16 protein-coding genes and 1 CRISPR repeat array (1 of these 17 only partly in view) are annotated in these 20,878 nt (G+C 36.2%); of the genes, 9 read left to right on the top strand and 7 right to left on the bottom strand.

Features of this window, described 5'->3' with window-relative positions; all coding sequences use genetic code 11:
* Positions 1 to 2,420: a CRISPR direct-repeat array (repeat unit 47 nt; unit sequence GTTGTTAGTCAACACATCAAAGATACATTCTGCAAGCAAATCACAAC); it reaches 934 nt to the left of the window's first position.
* A 313-nt stretch (positions 2,421 to 2,733) separates the two neighbouring features.
* Entirely contained in the window at positions 2,734 to 3,045 is a 312-nt protein-coding gene (locus ACO05S_RS18030) for an HU family DNA-binding protein (protein WP_421921299.1), read from the top strand.
* 754 nt (positions 3,046 to 3,799) lie between these two features.
* Here the strand turns inward: ACO05S_RS18030 and ACO05S_RS18025 are convergent.
* The 4 genes from ACO05S_RS18025 to ACO05S_RS18010 form a co-directional block, all read right to left on the bottom strand.
* Positions 3,800 to 4,723 carry an SRPBCC family protein gene (locus ACO05S_RS18025; protein ID WP_421919407.1) on the bottom strand — a complete coding sequence of 308 codons (924 nt, stop codon included), beginning with the start codon at positions 4,721 to 4,723 and terminating at the stop codon, positions 3,800 to 3,802.
* 328 nt (positions 4,724 to 5,051) lie between these two features.
* Positions 5,052 to 6,059: a helix-turn-helix transcriptional regulator gene (locus tag ACO05S_RS18020; protein ID WP_421919406.1), complete on the bottom strand. Its 1,008-nt coding sequence runs from the start codon at positions 6,057 to 6,059 to the stop codon at positions 5,052 to 5,054.
* 24 nt (positions 6,060 to 6,083) lie between these two features.
* Positions 6,084 to 6,542 carry a hypothetical protein gene (locus tag ACO05S_RS18015; protein WP_421919405.1) on the bottom strand — a complete coding sequence of 153 codons (459 nt, stop codon included), beginning with the start codon at positions 6,540 to 6,542 and terminating at the stop codon, positions 6,084 to 6,086.
* A 204-nt stretch (positions 6,543 to 6,746) separates the two neighbouring features.
* The gene (locus ACO05S_RS18010; protein WP_421919404.1) at positions 6,747 to 8,357 is read right to left on the bottom strand and encodes a cation:proton antiporter; all 1,611 of its coding nucleotides are present in this window, start codon (positions 8,355 to 8,357) and stop codon (positions 6,747 to 6,749) included.
* Between the two features lie 304 nt (positions 8,358 to 8,661).
* On the opposite strand from ACO05S_RS18010, the gene ACO05S_RS18005 reads away from it, so the two are divergent.
* The 4 genes from ACO05S_RS18005 (at position 8,662) to ACO05S_RS17990 (ending at position 10,682) form a co-directional block, all read left to right on the top strand.
* The gene (locus ACO05S_RS18005; RefSeq protein WP_421919403.1) at positions 8,662 to 9,168 is read left to right on the top strand and encodes a flavodoxin; all 507 of its coding nucleotides are present in this window, start codon (positions 8,662 to 8,664) and stop codon (positions 9,166 to 9,168) included.
* Between the two features lie 6 nt (positions 9,169 to 9,174).
* Complete coding sequence (locus ACO05S_RS18000; RefSeq protein WP_421919402.1) at positions 9,175 to 9,561, top strand: DUF2023 family protein; 387 nt, start codon at positions 9,175 to 9,177, stop codon at positions 9,559 to 9,561.
* A gap of 101 nt (positions 9,562 to 9,662) precedes the next feature.
* Positions 9,663 to 9,908 carry a DUF2149 domain-containing protein gene (locus tag ACO05S_RS17995; RefSeq protein ID WP_421919401.1) on the top strand — a complete coding sequence of 82 codons (246 nt, stop codon included), beginning with the start codon at positions 9,663 to 9,665 and terminating at the stop codon, positions 9,906 to 9,908.
* Positions 9,909 to 10,172: 264 nt separating this feature from the next.
* On the top strand, positions 10,173 to 10,682 hold the full coding sequence (locus ACO05S_RS17990) for a ferritin (protein ID WP_421919400.1): 510 nt from the start codon (positions 10,173 to 10,175) through the stop codon (positions 10,680 to 10,682).
* A gap of 627 nt (positions 10,683 to 11,309) precedes the next feature.
* Here ACO05S_RS17990 and ACO05S_RS17985 read toward each other — a convergent pair.
* Genes ACO05S_RS17985 through ACO05S_RS17975 form a run of 3 tightly spaced genes read right to left on the bottom strand, consistent with a single transcriptional unit; the run spans position 11,310 to position 14,935 of the window.
* Positions 11,310 to 12,008, bottom strand: a complete 699-nt coding sequence (locus ACO05S_RS17985; protein WP_421919399.1) for a hypothetical protein — start codon at positions 12,006 to 12,008, stop codon at positions 11,310 to 11,312.
* Between the two features lie 38 nt (positions 12,009 to 12,046).
* Positions 12,047 to 12,577, bottom strand: coding sequence for a hypothetical protein (locus tag ACO05S_RS17980; RefSeq protein WP_421919398.1), 531 nt, complete (start codon positions 12,575 to 12,577; stop codon positions 12,047 to 12,049).
* Positions 12,578 to 12,586: 9 nt separating this feature from the next.
* On the bottom strand, positions 12,587 to 14,935 hold the full coding sequence (locus ACO05S_RS17975; RefSeq protein WP_421919397.1) for a TonB-dependent receptor: 2,349 nt from the start codon (positions 14,933 to 14,935) through the stop codon (positions 12,587 to 12,589).
* Between the two features lie 388 nt (positions 14,936 to 15,323).
* Between ACO05S_RS17975 and ACO05S_RS17970 the strand changes: the two genes are divergently transcribed.
* The 4 genes from ACO05S_RS17970 to lgt all read left to right on the top strand — a co-directional run bounded on the left by ACO05S_RS17970 (position 15,324) and on the right by lgt (position 20,609).
* On the top strand, positions 15,324 to 15,833 hold the full coding sequence (locus ACO05S_RS17970) for a nuclear transport factor 2 family protein (protein ID WP_421919396.1): 510 nt from the start codon (positions 15,324 to 15,326) through the stop codon (positions 15,831 to 15,833).
* 77 nt (positions 15,834 to 15,910) lie between these two features.
* The gene (locus tag ACO05S_RS17965; protein ID WP_421919395.1) at positions 15,911 to 16,303 is read left to right on the top strand and encodes a hypothetical protein; all 393 of its coding nucleotides are present in this window, start codon (positions 15,911 to 15,913) and stop codon (positions 16,301 to 16,303) included.
* A gap of 126 nt (positions 16,304 to 16,429) precedes the next feature.
* Entirely contained in the window at positions 16,430 to 19,723 is a 3,294-nt protein-coding gene (gene secA, locus ACO05S_RS17960; RefSeq protein WP_421919394.1) for a preprotein translocase subunit SecA, read from the top strand.
* A gap of 91 nt (positions 19,724 to 19,814) precedes the next feature.
* On the top strand, positions 19,815 to 20,609 hold the full coding sequence (lgt, locus tag ACO05S_RS17955) for a prolipoprotein diacylglyceryl transferase (protein ID WP_421919393.1): 795 nt from the start codon (positions 19,815 to 19,817) through the stop codon (positions 20,607 to 20,609).
* Positions 20,610 to 20,878 lie beyond the last annotated feature (269 nt).

Genomic DNA, 20,878 nt, shown 5'->3' with positions numbered 1-20,878 from the left:
ACACATCAAAGATACATTCTGCAAGCAAATCACAACATCAGATTAGCAGTAGAGTAAAAGAACTTGGTTGTTAGTCAACACATCAAAGATACATTCTGCAAGCAAATCACAACTGGAACAGATTTTGCAATTATTACTAGACAGTTGTTAGTCAACACATCAAAGATACATTCTGCAAGCAAATCACAACAGATAGTTAATAATCTGTTGTGTTGTGTAAGTTGTTAGTCAACACATCAAAGATACATTCTGCAAGCAAATCACAACCAATCAGAATCAAGCAAGAAAACAACTTCGTTGTTAGTCAACACATCAAAGATACATTCTGCAAGCAAATCACAACAAACGAGGCGATTGTGCGGGCGGTTCATGCGTTGTTAGTCAACACATCAAAGATACATTCTGCAAGCAAATCACAACGGTCACACCCACATAGGATCATTATGTAGAGTTGTTAGTCAACACATCAAAGATACATTCTGCAAGCAAATCACAACCGTTTGTTATGCCTTCGTTGCATGACATTGGTTGTTAGTCAACACATCAAAGATACATTCTGCAAGCAAATCACAACTTGTATTATAGCCTTCACTTTCTTGTGCTAGTTGTTAGTCAACACATCAAAGATACATTCTGCAAGCAAATCACAACGGATCAACGGAAGATATATTTTCTATTCTGTTGTTAGTCAACACATCAAAGATACATTCTGCAAGCAAATCACAACTTTCGTCCTAGCGTTCGTGGCACACTTCCAGTTGTTAGTCAACACATCAAAGATACATTCTGCAAGCAAATCACAACATCCATGCAACAACTTTCATATCTCCATCTGTTGTTAGTCAACACATCAAAGATACATTCTGCAAGCAAATCACAACAGTTCGTCTGCTCCAACTCCTGCCGTTTGTGTTGTTAGTCAACACATCAAAGATACATTCTGCAAGCAAATCACAACCATCTAAGGATGAAGATGAAAGTAGAATTAGTTGTTAGTCAACACATCAAAGATACATTCTGCAAGCAAATCACAACAGGCTTTATCTCTTAAGGTTGGTGATGAAAGTTGTTAGTCAACACATCAAAGATACATTCTGCAAGCAAATCACAACATTACCTGTTTAGCATTGGCTGTGCAATCTGTTGTTAGTCAACACATCAAAGATACATTCTGCAAGCAAATCACAACGCAAGCTCAACAGGATCTTCCTCTACCAAAGTTGTTAGTCAACACATCAAAGATACATTCTGCAAGCAAATCACAACGTAGTTCTGAAAAGCTTAAATTCATTTTTGGTTGTTAGTCAACACATCAAAGATACATTCTGCAAGCAAATCACAACAAGGCGGAAAAGGCTCATCAAAAACAATCAGTTGTTAGTCAACACATCAAAGATACATTCTGCAAGCAAATCACAACTTACTGATGTGTGCATACTCATTGTTAAAGGTTGTTAGTCAACACATCAAAGATACATTCTGCAAGCAAATCACAACGCTTCGGCACCGTCGAAGTTGGTAATTGCAGTTGTTAGTCAACACATCAAAGATACATTCTGCAAGCAAATCACAACTGAAACAAGACAAGATCGTTAAAGCTCCAGGTTGTTAGTCAACACATCAAAGATACATTCTGCAAGCAAATCACAACAGTACGCTCAATTATTCATGGGGAGTAAATGTTGTTAGTCAACACATCAAAGATACATTCTGCAAGCAAATCACAACAGGATCCACTTTTAAATCATGACACCATTGGTTGTTAGTCAACACATCAAAGATACATTCTGCAAGCAAATCACAACCAGCTTGTGCCGTTGGTGCGCCCCACCGACGTTGTTAGTCAACACATCAAAGATACATTCTGCAAGCAAATCACAACAAGCGGTGTAAAACTGTGTCTATACATATAGTTGTTAGTCAACACATCAAAGATACATTCTGCAAGCAAATCACAACAACTCAGGGATATATACTCCAAACGAATTAGTTGTTAGTCAACACATCAAAGATACATTCTGCAAGCAAATCACAACTAGGTACCGTATAACCTCCTGCATCATTTGTTGTTAGTCAACACATCAAAGATACATTCTGCAAGCAAATCACAACAAACAATGGGCCAGCAATTAAAGCTGGTTAGTTGTAAGTCAACACATCAAAGATACATTCTGCAAGCAAATCACAACTTCGTTAGGGTTAGGATTTCGGAGAGTGAAGTTGTAAGTCAACACATCAAAGATACATTCTGCAAGCAAATCACAACAAGCTAATGTAGGGAGTCGCATAGTATCTGGTTGTAAGTCAACACATCAAAGATACATTCTGCAAGCAAATCACAACTGTTGAATTTCACTCTGCGTTGGCCATCAAGTTGTAAGTCAACACATCAAAGATACATTCTGCAAGCAAATCACAACTGAATGAAGCTGATAAAAGAAAATTGAAACGTTGTAAGTCAACACAGCAAAGATAGATGCATGATTGATCATTTTAATAAATAGGTATCATGAAACATGTTACTGCAAGCAAATCACAACATCAACACATTCTCCTCGCAATGGACAATAGTTGTAAGTCAGTACATTTATAATGGAAGTGCCTGAAATTCACAGCTATATTTATTGATGATTTTTGGGCTAATTTGATTTGGTGTAATGAAAACTAATATACTGTTTATTTGTTGTGTTATTTTTGTATTAAGAAATATCAACAAAATCGCTCAATCTGTAGATTTTTTATTATTTTCCCGCCTCTAAAAATAAAAATTATATGAACAAGCAAGAATTGATTTCAGCAATTGCTGAAAAGACGGAATTGTCGAAAGCGGATAGCGAAAAAGCATTAAATGCATTTACAGATTCAATTAAGGAATCATTGGCACAAGGAGAAAATGCGCAGTTGGTTGGATTTGGTACATTTTCAGTGTCAGAAAGAGCTGCCAGAGTGGGTAGAAACCCAGCAACAGGTCAAGAGATTCAAATCGCTGCAAAGAAAGTGGTTAAATTCAAACCGGGAAAAGCGATTGACGAAGCAGTAAACTAGATTGCATTTTACAAGCATAGAACAGCTACCTAAACGGTGGCTGTTTTTTTTGCTGAGCTTATACCATTAAAAAGAAGTACAATATGCGTTTTTTGATGGTACAAGTAGCCTGCTGATTTTAAACAATCGGTTAATGAGAAATCTTTTGCAGATCTAAATTTTTTGGATTAAAATCCTAAGCTCCCAACGCCCTGATTGCAAATCAGGACTAGCGATGTAGAAATAAGAATGTCAGTCATAGAAAGGAGCCTTAGTCCCGACATCTGTTTATGATTCCATTACAAAATCTGTTTTTTGGATATCAGGGCTAGCGCTCCTTTTTAAATTATAGGATCACTCTAAGCGAAGATGCCAAACCCGTTAGAATTTGTGGATCCCTTTTGCAGAGCTAAATTTTTCGGATTAAAATCCTAAGCTCCCAACGCCCTGATTGCAAATCAGGACTAGCGATGTAGAAATAAGAATGTCAGTCATAGAAAGGAGCCTTAGTCCCGACATCTGTTTATGATTCCATTACAAAATCTGTTTTTTGGATATCAGGGCTAGCGCCCCTTTTTAAATTATAGGATCACTCTAAGCGAAGATGCCAAACTCGTTAGAATTTGTGGATCCCTTTTGCAGAGCTAAATTTTTCGGGTTAAAATCCTAAGCTCCCAACGCCCTGATTGCAAATCAGGACTAGCGATGCAGAAATAAGAATGCCAGGGATATAAAGTGGTTTTATCCCTGGCATCTATTTATGGCCTATAAATATTTACTTTACTGCTATGCATACATCCGAGATCAAATCCTTAGGCTCGGTTTCCATCGGACTATTGCGATAGAACTCCATAGGAGGAATTTTCTTGTTCTGCTTAAACTCTTTGGCTCTTTCCATAGCCATAATTGCACTCCAGGCATTACCCGATAACTCGTAGGATCCGATATGCCTTACCGTATGCACTTTGGTGGCAGGCAGGTTTCCTTTAAACATTCCGGCAGGTATTTCACTCGGGTCTGATTTGATTCCTACACCACTGGTATAAACTACTTTATTCCGGTTAAAATCGAATTTGTGATATACCGAGAACCAATCGCAGGTAACAATATTCTCATTTTCTTTAGCAAAGTCTGTCAGCTTTTTAAAATCAGCTTCCATTACTTCACCAATATTATCGATGGTGCATGTGCTTTTAACACCAACAAAATTGCAGCCTTCAAATTGCGATTCGCCGAGGAATTCGAGCTTTGCATCAACCTGTCCTTTTTCGATATAATCTTTCAACATCAATAACCCTCGATTGTAATCCATTCCAATTAGGCGCTCCATCATGGTTTTCATCCAAAACATGAAAAATGGGAGAGTCCCTTCCATAGTCCAGCTTAGTTTGGTACTGTTGTCGTTCAGCTTTTCAAGAATAAAATCGGATTTAGACTTCGATTTCCAAGGTTTTAAAAACGTGAGAGCGTATTTAATTACGGATTCTTCTTCGGCAACAACTTTAATCATTCCTGATCCAATTCTTTTTCCATCCCATTCGTGGGATTTTCCATTATCGGATATGGTATCATTTGCGTCGGGTTCCAAAATAAACCAAGGCGACCAGGCTTTCCAATGATTGAAATCAGCAATAATGCTTTTAACTTTATCGCTGCTAGCCGCAATTGTTATCGATTTTTCTACATAAGTTTTAGGCATATGATTTTATTTTAATAAATGGCTTTATTTATTCATCTGTATAAAGCTAAGCACTTAAAATTAAAAAGATTAAGGTGTAGTAGCAAGTTAAAATTATTTTACAAGTGCTGTTTGTAATCAGTACTTGCTGATACTCATTAACTTTTAAAAATGAGTGGGCAGATGCTTTTTAATAAGAAGATCAATCGTCTGTTTATATCTTTTTTATTTGTTGGAAGAAAACCGCAAGATCAAAATAATCATGTGTGTTTGATAATTATTTTAATCATGCTCGTTTCGCAAGCAGTTTGATGATGTAAAAAAAATTATGGGAAAATCATGACTTAGGTTAAGGCAAATGCTTCTTGTATTTTTCGAATAACTTAATAACTAGATTGTGGTATATGTCGTTTAATTTGGCTGGAGATACAATTTCAATCTCATTTGTCATGGTTAAAATCCATTTAGCAAAACCATGCAGGTCTGGATTTAAAAACTTCATTCGAATGTAATCACCTACTTTTTTTTCGCTTACATATCCATACCAATATTTAGTCTCGTTTATCCACGATGCCAAATTTTGTTCCACTTTAATCTCTATTTCAAAGTATTGATATTGCTCTCTTTCTCTTTGCAGATATTCATCAAAAGCTTTATCCAATTTACGATGACAGGTCTCTTTCTTAAGTTCGAGATTGGTTATGCGATCGAGTCGAAAGTCACGATAATCCTTACGCAGTCGGCAGTATGCAATTAAATGCCAGTTTAAGGCATAAAAAAGTAAGCCAACGGGCTCTACTTCGCGCATGGAGTGTTCTTGTTTGTAATGTGAGAAATAACTTAGCAATAGAACTCTTGATTTTACCAAAGCTTGCTGAATATCCTGAAGGTAAATTGAATCTTTCCGAGGAATTTCGCTCATGCCAGTATATACCTTGACCGAATTTTCGAGTTTTTCCAATATCTCTTTGTCATCAGCATTCATAACCGATTTAATTTTATACAGGGCAGCCTGAAAGGCATCATCAAGCTTTTTATCGGAAGTGTGAGGAATCAACTTTCCGGCAATCAAAATGGCTGAGGCCTCTTGGGTTGTTAACATGATGGGCGGCAGTGAGTAACTATCGTCAATAAAATAACCTACACCAGCCTCGGCACCAATAGGAACTCCGCCTTCTTCAAGAGCACGAATATCCCGGTAAACGGTTCTAAGGCTAATGTCGAACCTATCGGCTATTTCCTGCGCTTTTACAATTTTTTTACTTTGCAGTTGTGTTAATATTGCTTGTAATCTGTCGGTTCTGTTCAAAACTTTCAACTTACTGATTAAAGATGAAATAAGGAGTATTGTCTTCAATCAAAACAATACTCCTAAAAGTACTTACTTTACTTGAAACTGAATTTCGGTAATATTATTCGCAGGATTATCAAAATCGCAATTGATATACAATTCACGACATGATTGTTCGGCTGTAACATTTTCAGCTTTCATTTCCTCTGTTAAGATTTCGTATGAATCCATTAATTTCTCCCAAGAACCCAAATGTGTTTTCTTCACATGATTGTACTTTTCTAGTTTTTCGAGTTTGAATTTATTGCTTGAAAAAGACTTGCCAAATGTAGCTACCGGCAAACAAATTTTCAAGTTAAATTCAGCTTCCATATCACAGGATTCCCAGGTGTAAACCCAGCATTGTGGCCCTGTAGGGTGCAATCCGGCTTTTACAGCCTCTGTTACAATTTGCTTTGGAAAATCCTCAATGTTCTTCATTAAATCTTTAAAAGTAGTTCTTACATCTTTCGAGATGACTGTCATTTCAGGTGCTGTTACTCGTTTCATAATCTCCAATTTTAAATTAACAATACCTCAAAGCTAAATGACAGTAGTGACAGCCTTATGTCAGTAGGATTTAGAAAATGATATTTTTTTGAATAAAAGATTCAACAAACCGCTATATGTCTATTTAATTGATTCGTTAACCTTAAGGTTTAAATGCTCTTCTTTTCACTATGTACTTAACAACACCAACCTGTAAATAATTGCTTACCACATTGGTTTTTTGATCTCACAACCAATATCAATTTGGTGACAAACATGATTGGCAAAACCATAACCAGCCTCTGAGTAGATGTCGTAAACAGCATCTACATTCATTTTTTCGAGCTGACGGCGTTCGTCTTCGAATCGGGCAATGGTAGCAATATTTCCTTTGTAGCTGGTCTTTTTCAATCTTTCAATTGCAAAGAGATTAGACTGGTGATCGTTCATGCAAAGCATAACCAAACGCACATTTTGATGGTTTGATTTCTCGAATATTTTCTCCCAAAATTCACTATCGGCAGCATCATCTTGCTGTATATTTTTGCCTTCTTTTTTCAATCTTTGAACCACATCAAAGTTATAATCAAGTCCCAAAACTTTTCTGCCATAAGTCTGGTTCAACTGATCGTAAACCGCCACTCCGAGTTTTCCCATACCAAAAACAAGAATTTCGGCTCCACCAATATCAAAAGCTTTATCGTAAACCAATCGTTTCTCTGTTTCGAATGATTTTAGATATTTTCGGATGCCATAGTAAATTTTATGAGCATTGGAGTTTAGCGGAGATGAAATGATAAAAGTAATGGCTACAGCTATGGCAATAGCAACCAGCCAATCTGAAGGAATCAGGCCTTTTCCTAGCGCAATGGAAGCCACAATTAAACCGAATTCACTATAATTGGCAAGAGCCAAAGAGGTAAATACCGAGGTTCTTGCACGAACTCTAAATCGAGTTAAAACAAGAAAATAGAGTATTACTTTAAAGTTAACAACTATTGCAAGAACACATGAGAGAACCAAAACTTGCAGGCTTGGCAATCCGATTAAACCAATCGACAAAAAGAATCCGATTAGAAAGATGTCCTTGAAATTCATTAAAGAATCTGCCAATTCCTTTGCTTTCTTGTGATTTGATATAAGAATACCAACAATTAATGCTCCCAAATCAGCTTTTAATCCAACAAATTTAAAAAGCTCTGCACCAATTATAAAAGCCAGAAAAAAACCGTACAAAACGAGAATTTCGCCATGTCCTATTTTTTCTAGGATTAATAATAAAACAGGGCGGATTACCACGAACAAAACTGGTAAGCCAATGGCCCAATAGCTTGGTAGCTTTCCTGCAACCAAAACAATATAAAGTACAGCAAAAATATCTTGTATAATCAAAATACCAATTGACAACACTCCATAAGCAGATTTCATCTCGCTTTTCTCTTCCAGAATTTTAACTGCATAAATGGTGCTTGAAAAGCTAAGTGCAAAGCCAATGATTAAGGCTTGTTGCCAGGTAAAGTCAGTAAAAATTTGTAGCGAGCTAAAACTCAGGCCGAATAGAATAACCGCCATTAACAGTGTTACCAATAGCATATGTATGGATGCACCTCCCCAAATTTCGCGGTGCAAGAGATCCTTAATCCTCAGTTTCAATCCTATGGTGAAAAGGAGTAGGGTGATACCCAGATCCGAAATACTTTGAATTAAATCATCAGATTCTGCGCCAAAATATTTTAATGTAAAACCAGCTAAGAGATAGCCTACCAAAGGTGGCAATCCAATTAATTTGACCAAAAGTCCTAAACCAAACGCAATAGCTAACCATACCGGATCCATAAGTAATGTTTTTAGAGATTAAGCTCCGCACTCCTTTTGCGGAGTACTAAAAATAGATAAAACTGCAGCAATGACCAATATTATTTGCTAATGATATTTAGGCATTGCATTTAAGTAAATCATATAAGTTCGATTGAAAAGATCCACCAACAAAACGTCAGGTTTATTCAAGATTTGATTGAGTAAGAAGGGTTTATAAATTACTGAACCCTCTGGTACTGATAAAATCACAATAAATAGCGATTGATTGTGAAGATTTTGGCTCCTACTTTTGTCCGTATAATTAATCTAAATAAAGAACAAAATGCAAAACATCGGAATTTTTTACGGTTCATCAACCGGAAATACAGAAACAGTGGCTAAACAGATACAAGCTAAGCTTGGCGCAGATAACGCAACAACCTTTGATGTTGCAGATGCCAAAGCTGGTGATATTGAGAAATTCACCAATATCATTTTCGGTACATCAACTTGGGGTATTGGAGATTTACAGGACGATTTTGAAGGGTTTTTAACAGAAATTTCGAATGCCAATTTGAATGGAAAAAAAGTGGCTTTATTTGGTTTAGGTGACCAATATTCTTATTCAGATTCTTTTGTTGATGGAATGGGCGAGATTTATGAAGCTTTGGATAACAAAAATTGTGAATTAGTTGGTGAAACCTCAACCGATGGATATGAATATGATGCTTCAAAAGCTGAAAAAGATGGCAAGTTGGTAGGTTTGGCTTTGGATCTTGAAAATCAGGATGATCAAACTGAAGCCAGAGTGAGTGAGTGGGTTGCGGAACTTAAGAATCAATTTAACTAATATACAATGAAACTAACTTGTTCGGATTATAAGACTGCTGATATGCAGATATTGATTCATCATGTTTATGAATACAACAAAGGATTAAGAAGTTTGGTTTTGCACACTATGAACAGCAGTGAAAAAGAGAAAACTGAAAATTTATTGCAACGAAAGGGGATCAGTTATTTTCTTCAAACTGTTAGCGCAAACAAGATAAATGTATTTTTTGGAACAGAAGATTGCATTAAAATTGTAAAATCCTTTGGAGATAAATCATTATCTGACTTTACGGACGAACAAGATTTTATTCTTGGTATTATGCTTGGTTATGCCAGAAATCAGCAATACGACAGGTATATTAAACGTAAGGGTATCAATAGTGATTACTTAAATTCAAAGTTAGTTGGATAATAAAGACTTTCTTTTGCTATTAATTCGATACTCACCTCAAGCAGTTTAAGCTGCTCTTTGGTGAGTGTTTTTTAATCTAAAAATCATAACATTTGGTGGTTGTGAGTAAAACAAGACCTTACTTACATTGTTTGGTGGCCAGATATAAAATGACAGAGATGTTTTCGAAGGAAGACTTTACGATGGTTAAAAATCCAGGTTCGGAACAAATGGAAATCATAACCAAAAAAGGTGAAAAAATTGAAACTTATAAAGCTTCTGATCAAAAAGGCTCGGGAAGTAAAGGGAAAAGAGTAGGTACGGCATACCAAATGGAAAATGGCGAGATTATTTATATACCCGATTGATGATTAACGCTCAAATATAACCTTGTTTCTAGCTAGAAATCATTAATGTGATTGGCTAATAGTACAATGTGGGTAAATAATATTTTAGGTAAATGGAATATTTTTCGAAACAAAACACATCATTTTGTGTTTATTGTATGAAAAGAATTAAAGAGAAATATATGGAATAAATTAGAATCAATTTACATTAGCTTTCACTGCTGTTTCTCTGATTTATTTCTATTTTTGGTATAGATTTACAAAACACAAAAAAGATTATACATTATGGCAATCAATAAAAATGTAGAAAAGATTTTAAATGAGCAGATTAATGAAGAATTTTGGTCGGCTTACTTTTACCTATCCATGTCGAACTATTTTAATGCGAACGGAATGCCTGGTTTCGCTAACTGGATGAAAGTTCAGTTCGAAGAGGAAACTTTCCACGCAATGAAAATGTTAGACTATATTAATGAACGTGGCGGACGTGTTATCCTAAAGCCAATTCCGGAAGTTCCTTCGGAATGGGATGGTGTGGTAAACGTTTTTGAAGAAACTTTAGCTCACGAAGAAAAAGTAACCAGTTTGATTCACGAATGTGTAAATGTTGCTATTGCCGAAAAAGATCATGCAACAGTTAATCTTTTGCAATGGTTCGTTGATGAGCAAGTAGAGGAAGAAGCTGGTGTTACCGAAATTCTTGACCAATTAAGAATGTTCGAAGGGAAAGGACATGGTCTTTATATGATGGACAAAGAATTTAAAGCAAGATCTTTTGTTGCTCCGGCAGAATAAGATACTTACTTAGCATACAAAAAGCCTTATGAGTTTATCATGAGGCTTTTTTATTGGTGTGAATTGTAAGTGTCTGGTTTAGGCCTGTAGCCAAAATATATCGCCTGTAGCCAATTTAGGTATTCCTGTAGCGATATTTGATACGTCTGTAGCGAAAATAAGTCGCCTGTAGCCGAATTTACACCTCCTGTAGCGAAAAGGAGGCGCCTGTAGCCTAAATTACCCTCCTGTAGCGAAAAGGAGGCGCCTGTAGCAAAAAACACCCTCCTGTAGCCTAAATTAACGTGAGTTCGACGTAAAATTCTATCCACAGAAAGTTATATTTGGGATAGATTTGCATTAAAAATTTGGAAAGAATAGCGGGCTATTTAGAGGAATTTTTAATGTGAAGATGTCGTAAAGAGAACTTTCCATTATGTGTTTGCCTGCTTTCGGCATAAATTTCCTCAAATCTTCTTGAAATATCCCGATATTCCTTCGAAAATCTGAGAAAATTTCTACTCAAAATCAGTGTAAACTGTGAACGAATTTTACGTCGAACTCACGTTACTTTACACTTTAAACTAGTAATGAAAAAGCTTGGTTCTGTCTAAGAAACTTTTATTGTAAGCACAGACAGAACTTGGTTTAATTGATAAAATCCCATACAATGGATACATAACCTTTTGCTGTAGGTGCTGGTTCAGCAGGAAAATCACTTACCATTAGCTTTACCAAACGACCTTCTCGGGTTTTAATTATCCATATTGGTTCATCCTTAACAACATCATTATTGGCTGCTGATTTCCATTGTATGCCAATGGCTAATTTTTTATACTCATTTAGCAAATCTTTCATAATTGGCTTGCCTGTGTCTCCTGTTGGAACAGCGGAAATATCAAAGTTTGTACCATCAGTTTTTAAGGTGTAATCTTTAAGATCTGAACTGTTTAATCTGTTAAAAGCATCTATTCCTTTGCATTCAGGATCTACGGAAGTGTAATTTACAGCTTCAACAGTAGAATCATATAGTTTAAAAAAAGGTGCTCCTCCTAAGCTGCCATCTGGTTTTTCACCTTTAATGGTGCGAATTACAATATCTTCCTCAAAATCATCAACCGATGGAGAATCAATATTGTTGGCTCCTCCTTTTTCATTCAGATATTCAAAATCGAAACCTACACCACCTGGATTACGACCAGCACATATCAAATATGGAGATTCTATCTCTTTAAAATTGTTTTCAATTGGTTCTTCTTCATTGTCATCATCATCATCACAAGAAAGCAAAAGGCTACAGGCCATCATCGACACAAATAAGACCAATAATATGTTTTTTGTCTTCATAATAAATTTGTTTTTAAGTTTTATAATAAAAATGTTCTTTATTCAATTTCGTAAGCTTCACAATCAACCGAGTAGGTGGTATGATAGGATATTTCTCCCGCAATAATTTTGGCATGAATCTCTTGTATTTGTTTTAATTCATCTTTAAAATGTTGCGTATTTTCTTCGCCTTTATGACTGTTGCGCATTTTTTGTTCCCATTGTTTAACCTGTTCTGCATTTAATAGCTTGGGAATAAGTTTGCCACTTATTTTTACATTATTTCCAATTATCGAGGGTTCTACAGATTTAAATTGATCACCCAGTTCAATTTTTATTTCATTCTTTCCTTCCGGATTAACAATTTTAAACCGTTTTCCTCCGTGCTTGCAAACATGCTCTACCATGCCTTTAATGTGAATCGTTTTATTGGTATATTTTTCTGCCGAAGCAATTGCTTCATCTACTGTGAGGTAATTTGTTATCTCATTTTTTGTTTCTTGCTTATTAGATGTTTTCTTATCGTTTTTACAAGATGTTGCCATTAATATGGGAAAGGCAATAATTAATAGTAATACAGCTTTTTTCATGATATAGATTTATAAATTAAAAGATAAGAGGATTTTAAAGTTGCGCCCCATTGCAGGCAGATAGGAGCCATATGGTTGATAATCATTATCCAGAATGTTATTTACAATTAGTCGAACTTGGGGTTTGCCAGGCAAATTTGCAGACTTTAGTCCGGTAGCACATTTAAGCGAACAATACGAATCAGAGGGGATATACCCCCAAGGACCTCCTCCGGTACCTTCCGGAACAGGAGGAATCCGGTTTTGTTCTGTGGAATATTCAGCTCCTAGTTTAAAAGAGTATGATGTTATCCATTTTACATTTGATAGTCCGTGATATTTTAGTTCTACAGTGCTTTTTAATGGGGGAATCCCAAACAAAGCTTCATCATTTTTTGTTGATTTATCAATTCCGTAAACATATGATGCGCCCAAACTTGCATATAAACGGTGTGATGCTTTAAATACATTATCGAAACGATAGGAAGCGGAAAATTCACCTCCCATAATTTCGGCATCTGTATTTTTGTATGTAAAATCTACATCTGTATCATTGGTTTGCGGTGCTTCATTAATAAAATCGTCTAGTTTATTATAGAATAGGGCAAGATCATATTTAAATTTGCCTTGAGCAGATGTTCCTCTCCAACCCAGATCAAAGTTCCAACTATATTCTGCTTCCAAATCAGGATTGCCAATTTTTACGCCTTTACAACTAATCACTTTGGTAAATAGCTCTTCGGCGGTAGGCATTCTAAAGGCTCGTCCTATATTAAAAGAAAAATGACTGATTGAAGTAGGTGAATATACTATTCCAACATTACCACTTAGGGCATTCCTTGTTTCTTTTCGATCCAAATTAGTTGCCGATTCTCCTTCAATTACTTTGGCTGCATCGAATCGAATACCGGCTTGTAAGTTGAATTTCTCACTTATTTTCCATTCATCACTTACAAAAGCACCAAAGTTTTCTTGTCCTGCATCTTTATATCCGGCGCTTGTTCCTTCTGTGTTGTTGTAGTAATCAATGATTTCAGAAGGGTTATCGAGCCTAAATGTGTAAGCATCAACACCAGCAGTTAGTTTATTGTTTTCCGATAGATTAAAAATTGAAAAAAGACGACCACCTCCATAATTATCCTCATAATGCACAAGATCCAATGATGACAAGTTTCCGCTGGTTGTAGCGAATTTATATTGAAAATAATCACGCTCGCCATTGTCATAGTATAAACAGAGCTTAAAGGTTTCAAGAAAATTACCCGGAGTATAGGCATAGCTTAAATTTGTATGAATATTTTCTTCTTCGTTTCTGATTTTTGTAAACGATTTTGCAGGGCCATTAAAACCTCGTGGTTTGCCCCAATCTCCGTAGTGATAATTTAAGTTGAGTGTGATTTTGTGGTTTTTCGAGAATTTAAAACCAGTATTAATTGCCATATCACGATCTTCAACATCACTGTTTTGGCCTGTTTCACCATTGCCGTATTCAATATCACCTGTTTTGCGAAATTTGCCATTAACCGAAATGCCAAATTTCTGGTTACTGTGTTTAATTTTAAATAGTTCTAAGAATTCATTGTTATTGCTTCCATATCCCGAACTAATTTTAACATCTGTATTCTTCGGTCCAAATACATCCTGACTAATCACATTTATAATACCTGATATGGCTCCGCTTCCATAAATAACAGAACCCGGGCCTTTAATTACTTCTACTTTTTTTGTATCATAAATATTCATGTCCTGACCAAAGTAACCCCCGGGAAATGTTCCAATTCTGCGATTTCCATCTTTCATTATAATTAGACGATTCGAGTTTAAGCCACGTAAAATAATAGGAGAGTGGTATTCCCATACTTGTGTAAATCCAGGGGTAGAGGCTAACATGTCAGTCATATTGGAATTCATATTGTCCAATATTTCGCCATGGGCTATTATTGTGGCAGGTTTTGTGAGTTTATTAAGATTTTGTTCGTAAAGATGAGCAGAAATAACTACCTGGGAAAGCTGTTCGTTTTTTGGAATAAGCAAAATTCTTATTTTATTGTTTTTGCCTAATGCATATTCCTGTGTTTCAAAATTAATATGACTAATCGTCAAAACGATATCTTGGGTATTGCCAATGGTAATTTTAAAACGCCCCTGAAGATCGGTAGTACAACCACGATTGGTGTTTTTAATGGTAACATTAGCAAATTCAATTGGTTGAAGGGTAGAACCGTTAAATACCGTACCGCTTATGGTACATGTATTTTTAGCTTCAAGGCCATTGGGAGCCATACCTAATAAGAAGATTGCAATAAAAAGGTATAGTCTGATTTTCTTTAATAATGGAAGATTAATGAAATCATCTTCTAAAACTGCGCAATTCAACATGTACGTGTTCTGTTTTGATGTGAAATTTGAATTTCAAAAGTGAGAATATTCTCAATAGGTGTCAATCCTCATTAATGATGAATTGTTAAGAGAGCTTATCCTATTTAATTAGGATCGAAACAGATGTGTTCAAAATAGGGTGTTGAAAAGATTAGCTGGAGATATTTTTCGCTGATATGCGTAAATCATTAGCTTTCTCAATAGCCATCGGGATTATTTGAATATTCAAACTTCTTTCTGCGTAAATTTACGGATATTTATCAGCCTTAAGCTGCGAGAAAAATACATAATACCTTTAAATGCGATTGCCCTGGCATAATACTAATGTAAGATCCTTTTTCTTATCTGATTTGCAAAAAGGATCTATCTTTAAAGAAAAACTTTTGCTATGCGAATAATCATCTTGCTTCTGATCATGTGTATGTCAGGCTTAAGTTCAGCTCAAATTAATATGGAAAGAATACAAAAAGAAATTGATAAAACTGTGTGGATAGAATTTAAATCTGCATTTGAGAGAATTGATGCAAAAGCATTAAATGCTTTGTATGCCGATCAAACTTTAAGAGTAAGCCCAAAGGGAATAGATACCGAAAACCATTTTAAGGCTGCAAATCTTGAAAGGTTTCAAACTCTTAATGAGAGCTCGGCCATTGTGAAGCTTGATTTCTGGTTCGAAAGCCGGCATACAAATCAAAATACATCATATGAAGTTGGTTATTATAGGATCGTAACGAAAATAGGTGACGAAAACTCTATTTATTATGGGCAATTTCATATTGTTCTGAAAAAGATATCAGGAAGTTGGAAAATTGTTCAGGATTGGGACACTGCAATTATCAATGGTAAAAAAATTGGAAAAATTGAGTTTGAAAGAATGGGAACCAATCAACTTTATTAATTGTAAAGCATTTTGCGTCAAATTATTTTCATTTAAATAAGGCTTCAAACCAATAAAAATTTCTACTTTTGGTCTCGATGGATATGAACAGATACCTCATAGTGGTTTTTTGTGTGCTAACAGGATGTGCAGCGGTTGCGCCTATGGCCAATGCTCAGGATTTTTCTGTTGACAATGAACTGTTTGCGGAATGGTATGCCGATCATATTCTGCACCTCGAGGAAGGATTTACCTCTCCAATTTTGGTTAATTTAGAGCAAGAAAAACTAGCTGGCTCATGTCTTTCAAATACAGAGGAATTATCTGTTTTAAAGAATTTGCCTAAAATTCCTGCGTTAAACCAAGGTTCAAATTTCCTGAATGATCCTGAACCCGAGGATTTAATAGGATGCCATCCTTATTCAGTACCATGTTTTACCCAACTTGCCAAGAGCGATAATCCTATCCGTGCTCCTGGTTTTACCTGCTAATTTTTCTGCAAATTAAATTTAAGTACTTAAGGCACTTTAAGAATTTTAAGTACTTCAAGAAAAAATACCAGTACAAAATACCAAATTGGTATGTACACATTTAAATAGCAATTATTCAAAATCATTATGAGTTTTATAAATAAAACATTAGGAAAGCTGTTTGGGAATAAATCAGACAGAGACTTAAAAGAATTATCTCCTTATTTGGGGAAGATTAAAGCTGAATACGACAGAGTAACTCAGTTAAGTCACGATGGAATTCGCGAGGAATCGGCGAAATTAAAACAGCGTATTAAAGATTACGTGCAAGAAGAAACCGACCAGGTAAGCGCCTTAAAAGATAAAATCGAGAACGGAGGCCTTTCTGTAAACGAAAAAGAAGAGACTTACGATCAAATCGATAAGATTGAAGAGCAGATTGATGAGAAAATAGAAGAGGTTTTAGAGGAAATTCTTCCTACAGCCTTTGCTATTGTGAAGGATACAGCCAGAAGGTTAACGGAAAATGAGGAAATAGAAGTAAGGGCCAACGATTTTGATCGCAATTTGGCTCCTCATTTTGATAATGTTGAAATTGATGGTGATAAAGCGGTTTATTTCAACTCGTGGACTGCCGGAGGTAATGAGATTGTATGGAATATGATTCATTACGATGTGCAGCTGATTGGTGGTACTGTTCTTCATCAAGGAAAAATTGCCGAAATGGCAACGGGTGAGGGTAAAACATTGGTGGCAACTTTGCCAGTGTTCCTTAATGCATTAACGGGTCGTGGTGTTCATTTGGTAACTGTGAATGATTATCTGGCCAAGCGTGACTCGGAATGGATGGGGCCTTTATACCAATTTCATGGTTTGTCGGTAGATTGTATCGATAAGCATACGCCAAACTCTGATGAGCGCAGAAAAGCTTATGCTGCCGATATTACATTTGGTACCAATAACGAATTTGGTTTCGATTACTTGCGCGATAATATGGCTACCAATCCAAAGGATTTGGTGCAGCGTCGACACAACTATTCCATTGTCGACGAGGTTGACTCGGTGTTGGTTGATGATGCTCGTACACCTTTGATCATCTCAGGTCCAATTCCTCGTGGCGACAATCAGCAATTTGATGTTTTAAAGCCTCAGGTGCAAAAAATTGTAAAAGCTCAGAACGATTTGGTAATGAAAATCTTTACAGAATCGAAAAAATTACTGAATAGCGAAGATAAGAAAGAGCAGGAAGAAGGAGCGAAGCTATTGCTTAGAACATTTAAAGGTTTACCAAAAATGAAACCCTTAATTAAGTTCTTGAGTGAGCAAGGGAACAAGGCTACCTTATTAAAGACCGAGAACTTTTACATGCAAGAGAATAACAAAAACATGCACATTATTACCGATGAGCTGTATTTTGTTATCGATGAAAAGCATAACTCCATTGAGTTGACCGATAAAGGGATCGATTTATTAAGTGCTGATACCGAGGATACTGGTTTCTTTGTATTGCCGGATATTGGCTCTGAAATCAATGATATTGAAAAATCTTCGCTTTCTGATGAAGAAAAATTGAGAAAGAAGGATGAATTGATTCAATCTTACTCGGTAAAAACAGAGCGCGTTCATACTGTAAATCAGTTGTTGAAAGCATATACTTTATTCGAGAAGGATGTGGAGTATGTGCTAATGGATGGAAAAGTGAAGATTGTAGATGAACAGACAGGTCGTATTATGGAAGGCCGTCGTTACTCTGATGGTTTGCACCAGGCTATTGAAGCAAAGGAAAGTGTGAAGATCGAGGCTGCTACTCAAACTTTTGCAACCATTACCTTACAGAATTACTTTAGAATGTATCACAAGCTTTCGGGGATGACTGGTACAGCCGAAACCGAAGCAGGTGAATTATGGGATATCTATAAACTAGAGGTGGTTGTAATTCCAACCAATAAACCAATTGCCCGTGATGACCGCGATGATTTGGTTTACAAAACCAAACGTGAAAAGTATGCAGCTGTAATAGAAGAGATTGTTGAATTGGTTAAAGCTGGTCGTCCGGTATTGGTGGGTACTACTTCGGTTGAGATTTCGGAGTTGTTAGGCAGAATGCTTAAGATTCGAGGAATTAAACACAATGTACTAAATGCGAAATTACACCAAAAAGAGGCAGATATTGTTGCTGAAGCAGGTAAGGCAGGAACAGTAACCATTGCTACCAATATGGCGGGTCGTGGTACCGATATCAAATTAACCGACGAAGTAAAAGCTGCTGGTGGTTTGGCAATTATTGGTACCGAGCGTCACGATTCTCGTCGTGTAGACCGTCAGTTACGCGGTCGTGCCGGCCGTCAGGGAGATGTTGGTTCTTCTCAGTTCTTTGTATCGCTCGAAGATGATTTGATGCGTTTGTTTAGTTCCGATCGTATTGTGAAGCTGATGGACCGCATGGGGCTTGAAGAAGGTGAAGTAATTCAGCATAGCATGATTACCAAATCTATTGAGCGTGCTCAGAAGAAAGTAGAAGAGAACAACTTTGGTATTCGTAAGCGTTTGCTTGAGTACGATGATGTAATGAACTCTCAGCGTGAGGTAATTTACAAGCGTCGTCGTCACGCTTTGTTCGGAGAGCGTATTCAAGTGGATATTGCCAATATGATGTACGATGTTTCTGAAGTAATTGCCAACGAAAATCATGGTGGCGATTATGAAGAATTCAAAATGGACTTGATTCGTACTTTCTCGGTTGAATCTCCTGTAACAGAGGAAGAATTCATGAAAGAAACTCCGGAAGTAATTGCCGAAAGGATTAATGATGCGGTGATGGATACCTATAATCGAAAAACCGAAGCCATTGCCAAGCAAGCTTATCCGGTAATCAAAAATGTATACGAATCGAAAGGCGAAATGTACGAAAATATTGTAGTTCCGTTTTCTGATGGTTCAAAGATGTTTAACGTGGTTACACATTTGAAGAAAGCTTACAATACCGAAGCAGAAGATGTAATGAGATCTTTCGAGAAAGTATCTATTTTGGCTACCATCGATGAATCGTGGAAAGAACACTTGCGTGAGATGGATGATTTGAAACAATCTGTTCAGAATGCATCTTACGAGCAAAAAGATCCGCTTTTGATTTACAAATTTGAATCATTCAACTTATTTAAAGCAATGGTTGAAGATGTAAACAAAAAAGTGGTAGCCAGCTTAATGAAAGGACATATTCCTTTGCAAGATCCTGAGGAAGTTCGTCAGGCTGAAGAACGCAAAAGAGATATGAGTAAGCTAAGAACTTCAAAGGAAGAGTTAAGTTCTGACGGAAGAAAACAAGCACCTAAAAAGGCCGAGCCAGTAAGAAATGTTCAAAAAGTTGGACGTAATGAGCCTTGTCCTTGTGGTAGCGGTAAAAAATATAAGCATTGCCACGGTAAAGGTGTGCCTGCTTAAGATAAAGTTAAGAGTTAAAGAATGAATGAGTTAATGAGAATTGAGTAAATTGCATCTCAATTCTCATATATAAAATCTAAAACCTTACAACATGTTACTATCAATCCTTTGGGATGTAAAACCTGAAATTTTTACGATCGGATCTTTTTCTGTGCGCTGGTACGGATTACTTTTTGCCCTTGGCTTTTTGTTGGGATATTACATTGTAGAGAAAATGTTTAAGAAGGATGGAATCAAGATCGAATTGCTTGATAAACTGTTTTTGTATACCATGATTGCTACAGTTGTAGGTGCCCGACTCGGTCATGTTTTCTTTTATGGATGGGAGTTTTATTCACAAAATCCAATGGAGATCATTAAGGTATGGCGTGGTGGATTAGCTTCTCATGGTGCCGCAATTGGTATTATTACAGCATTGTGGTTCTACTCTAAAAAAGTAAGTAAAAAATCAATTCTTTGGATTTTAGATTACGTGGTTATTCCGGTTGCTTTGGCAGGATGTTTTATCCGTTTGGGTAATTTAATGAACTCCGAAATTATTGGTGTAAAATCTAATGTTTCCTGGGCATTCGAGTTTGTAAGGGCATCTATTGATGATCCAAAGGCACCACGTCACCCGGCGCAATTGTACGAAGCCATTTGTTACCTGATTTCTTTTGGAGTATTAATGTATATGTACTGGCGAACGGATGCAAAAAAGCGCTCAGGAATGATTTTCGGAGCCTTTCTGGTATTGATTTTCACAGCTCGTTTCTTTATCGAGTTCATTAAAGAAAATCAGGAAGCATTCGAAGAAGGAATGGCTTTAAACATGGGACAATTGCTAAGTATACCTTTTGTTCTTATAGGATTGTATTTTTTGCTTAGGAACATGAAGCAAAAATAGCATAAATTTTACCATTCTGATCATATAAAAAAACCTGGCCATTTTATTGAATCAGGTAAAAGTATTAACAAGCCGTTAAAAAGATTGTACTTTTCTTTTTAACGGCTTTTCTTTTCATTCAGCTTTATTCTTTTATAGGATATTTATCGAAATTTTTACTTCACTCATATTTTGATAGTTTTCACTCATTAAATGAAGCAGGTAATACAATTCTTTTTGCTAGTTGATATTCTTCATTCTAACTTTCGATGTATATCGGATTATCAAAC

The sequence above is a fragment of the Marinifilum sp. genome (assembly GCF_965230805.1).
Taxonomy (GTDB): Bacteria; Bacteroidota; Bacteroidia; order Bacteroidales; family Marinifilaceae; genus Marinifilum.
Note: the sequence above shows the minus strand (reverse complement) of the source record. Positions and strands in the feature narration are given on the sequence as shown.

Excerpts from the sequence above, each read along its gene's own strand:
- ACO05S_RS18025 (WP_421919407.1), bottom strand. The coding sequence starts at position 4,723 with ATGCCTAAAACTTATGTAGAAAAATCGATAACAATTGCGGCTAGCAGC.
- ACO05S_RS18015 (WP_421919405.1), bottom strand. The coding sequence starts at position 6,542 with ATGAAACGAGTAACAGCACCTGAAATGACAGTCATCTCGAAAGATGTA.
- ACO05S_RS18010 (WP_421919404.1), bottom strand. The coding sequence starts at position 8,357 with ATGGATCCGGTATGGTTAGCTATTGCGTTTGGTTTAGGACTTTTGGTC.
- ACO05S_RS18005 (WP_421919403.1), top strand. The coding sequence starts at position 8,662 with ATGCAAAACATCGGAATTTTTTACGGTTCATCAACCGGAAATACAGAA.
- ACO05S_RS18000 (WP_421919402.1), top strand. The coding sequence starts at position 9,175 with ATGAAACTAACTTGTTCGGATTATAAGACTGCTGATATGCAGATATTG.
- ACO05S_RS17990 (WP_421919400.1), top strand. The coding sequence starts at position 10,173 with ATGGCAATCAATAAAAATGTAGAAAAGATTTTAAATGAGCAGATTAAT.
- ACO05S_RS17985 (WP_421919399.1), bottom strand. The coding sequence starts at position 12,008 with ATGAAGACAAAAAACATATTATTGGTCTTATTTGTGTCGATGATGGCC.
- ACO05S_RS17980 (WP_421919398.1), bottom strand. The coding sequence starts at position 12,577 with ATGAAAAAAGCTGTATTACTATTAATTATTGCCTTTCCCATATTAATG.
- ACO05S_RS17975 (WP_421919397.1), bottom strand. The coding sequence starts at position 14,935 with ATGTTGAATTGCGCAGTTTTAGAAGATGATTTCATTAATCTTCCATTA.
- ACO05S_RS17970 (WP_421919396.1), top strand. The coding sequence starts at position 15,324 with ATGCGAATAATCATCTTGCTTCTGATCATGTGTATGTCAGGCTTAAGT.
- ACO05S_RS17965 (WP_421919395.1), top strand. The coding sequence starts at position 15,911 with ATGGATATGAACAGATACCTCATAGTGGTTTTTTGTGTGCTAACAGGA.
- secA (WP_421919394.1), top strand. The coding sequence starts at position 16,430 with ATGAGTTTTATAAATAAAACATTAGGAAAGCTGTTTGGGAATAAATCA.
- lgt (WP_421919393.1), top strand. The coding sequence starts at position 19,815 with ATGTTACTATCAATCCTTTGGGATGTAAAACCTGAAATTTTTACGATC.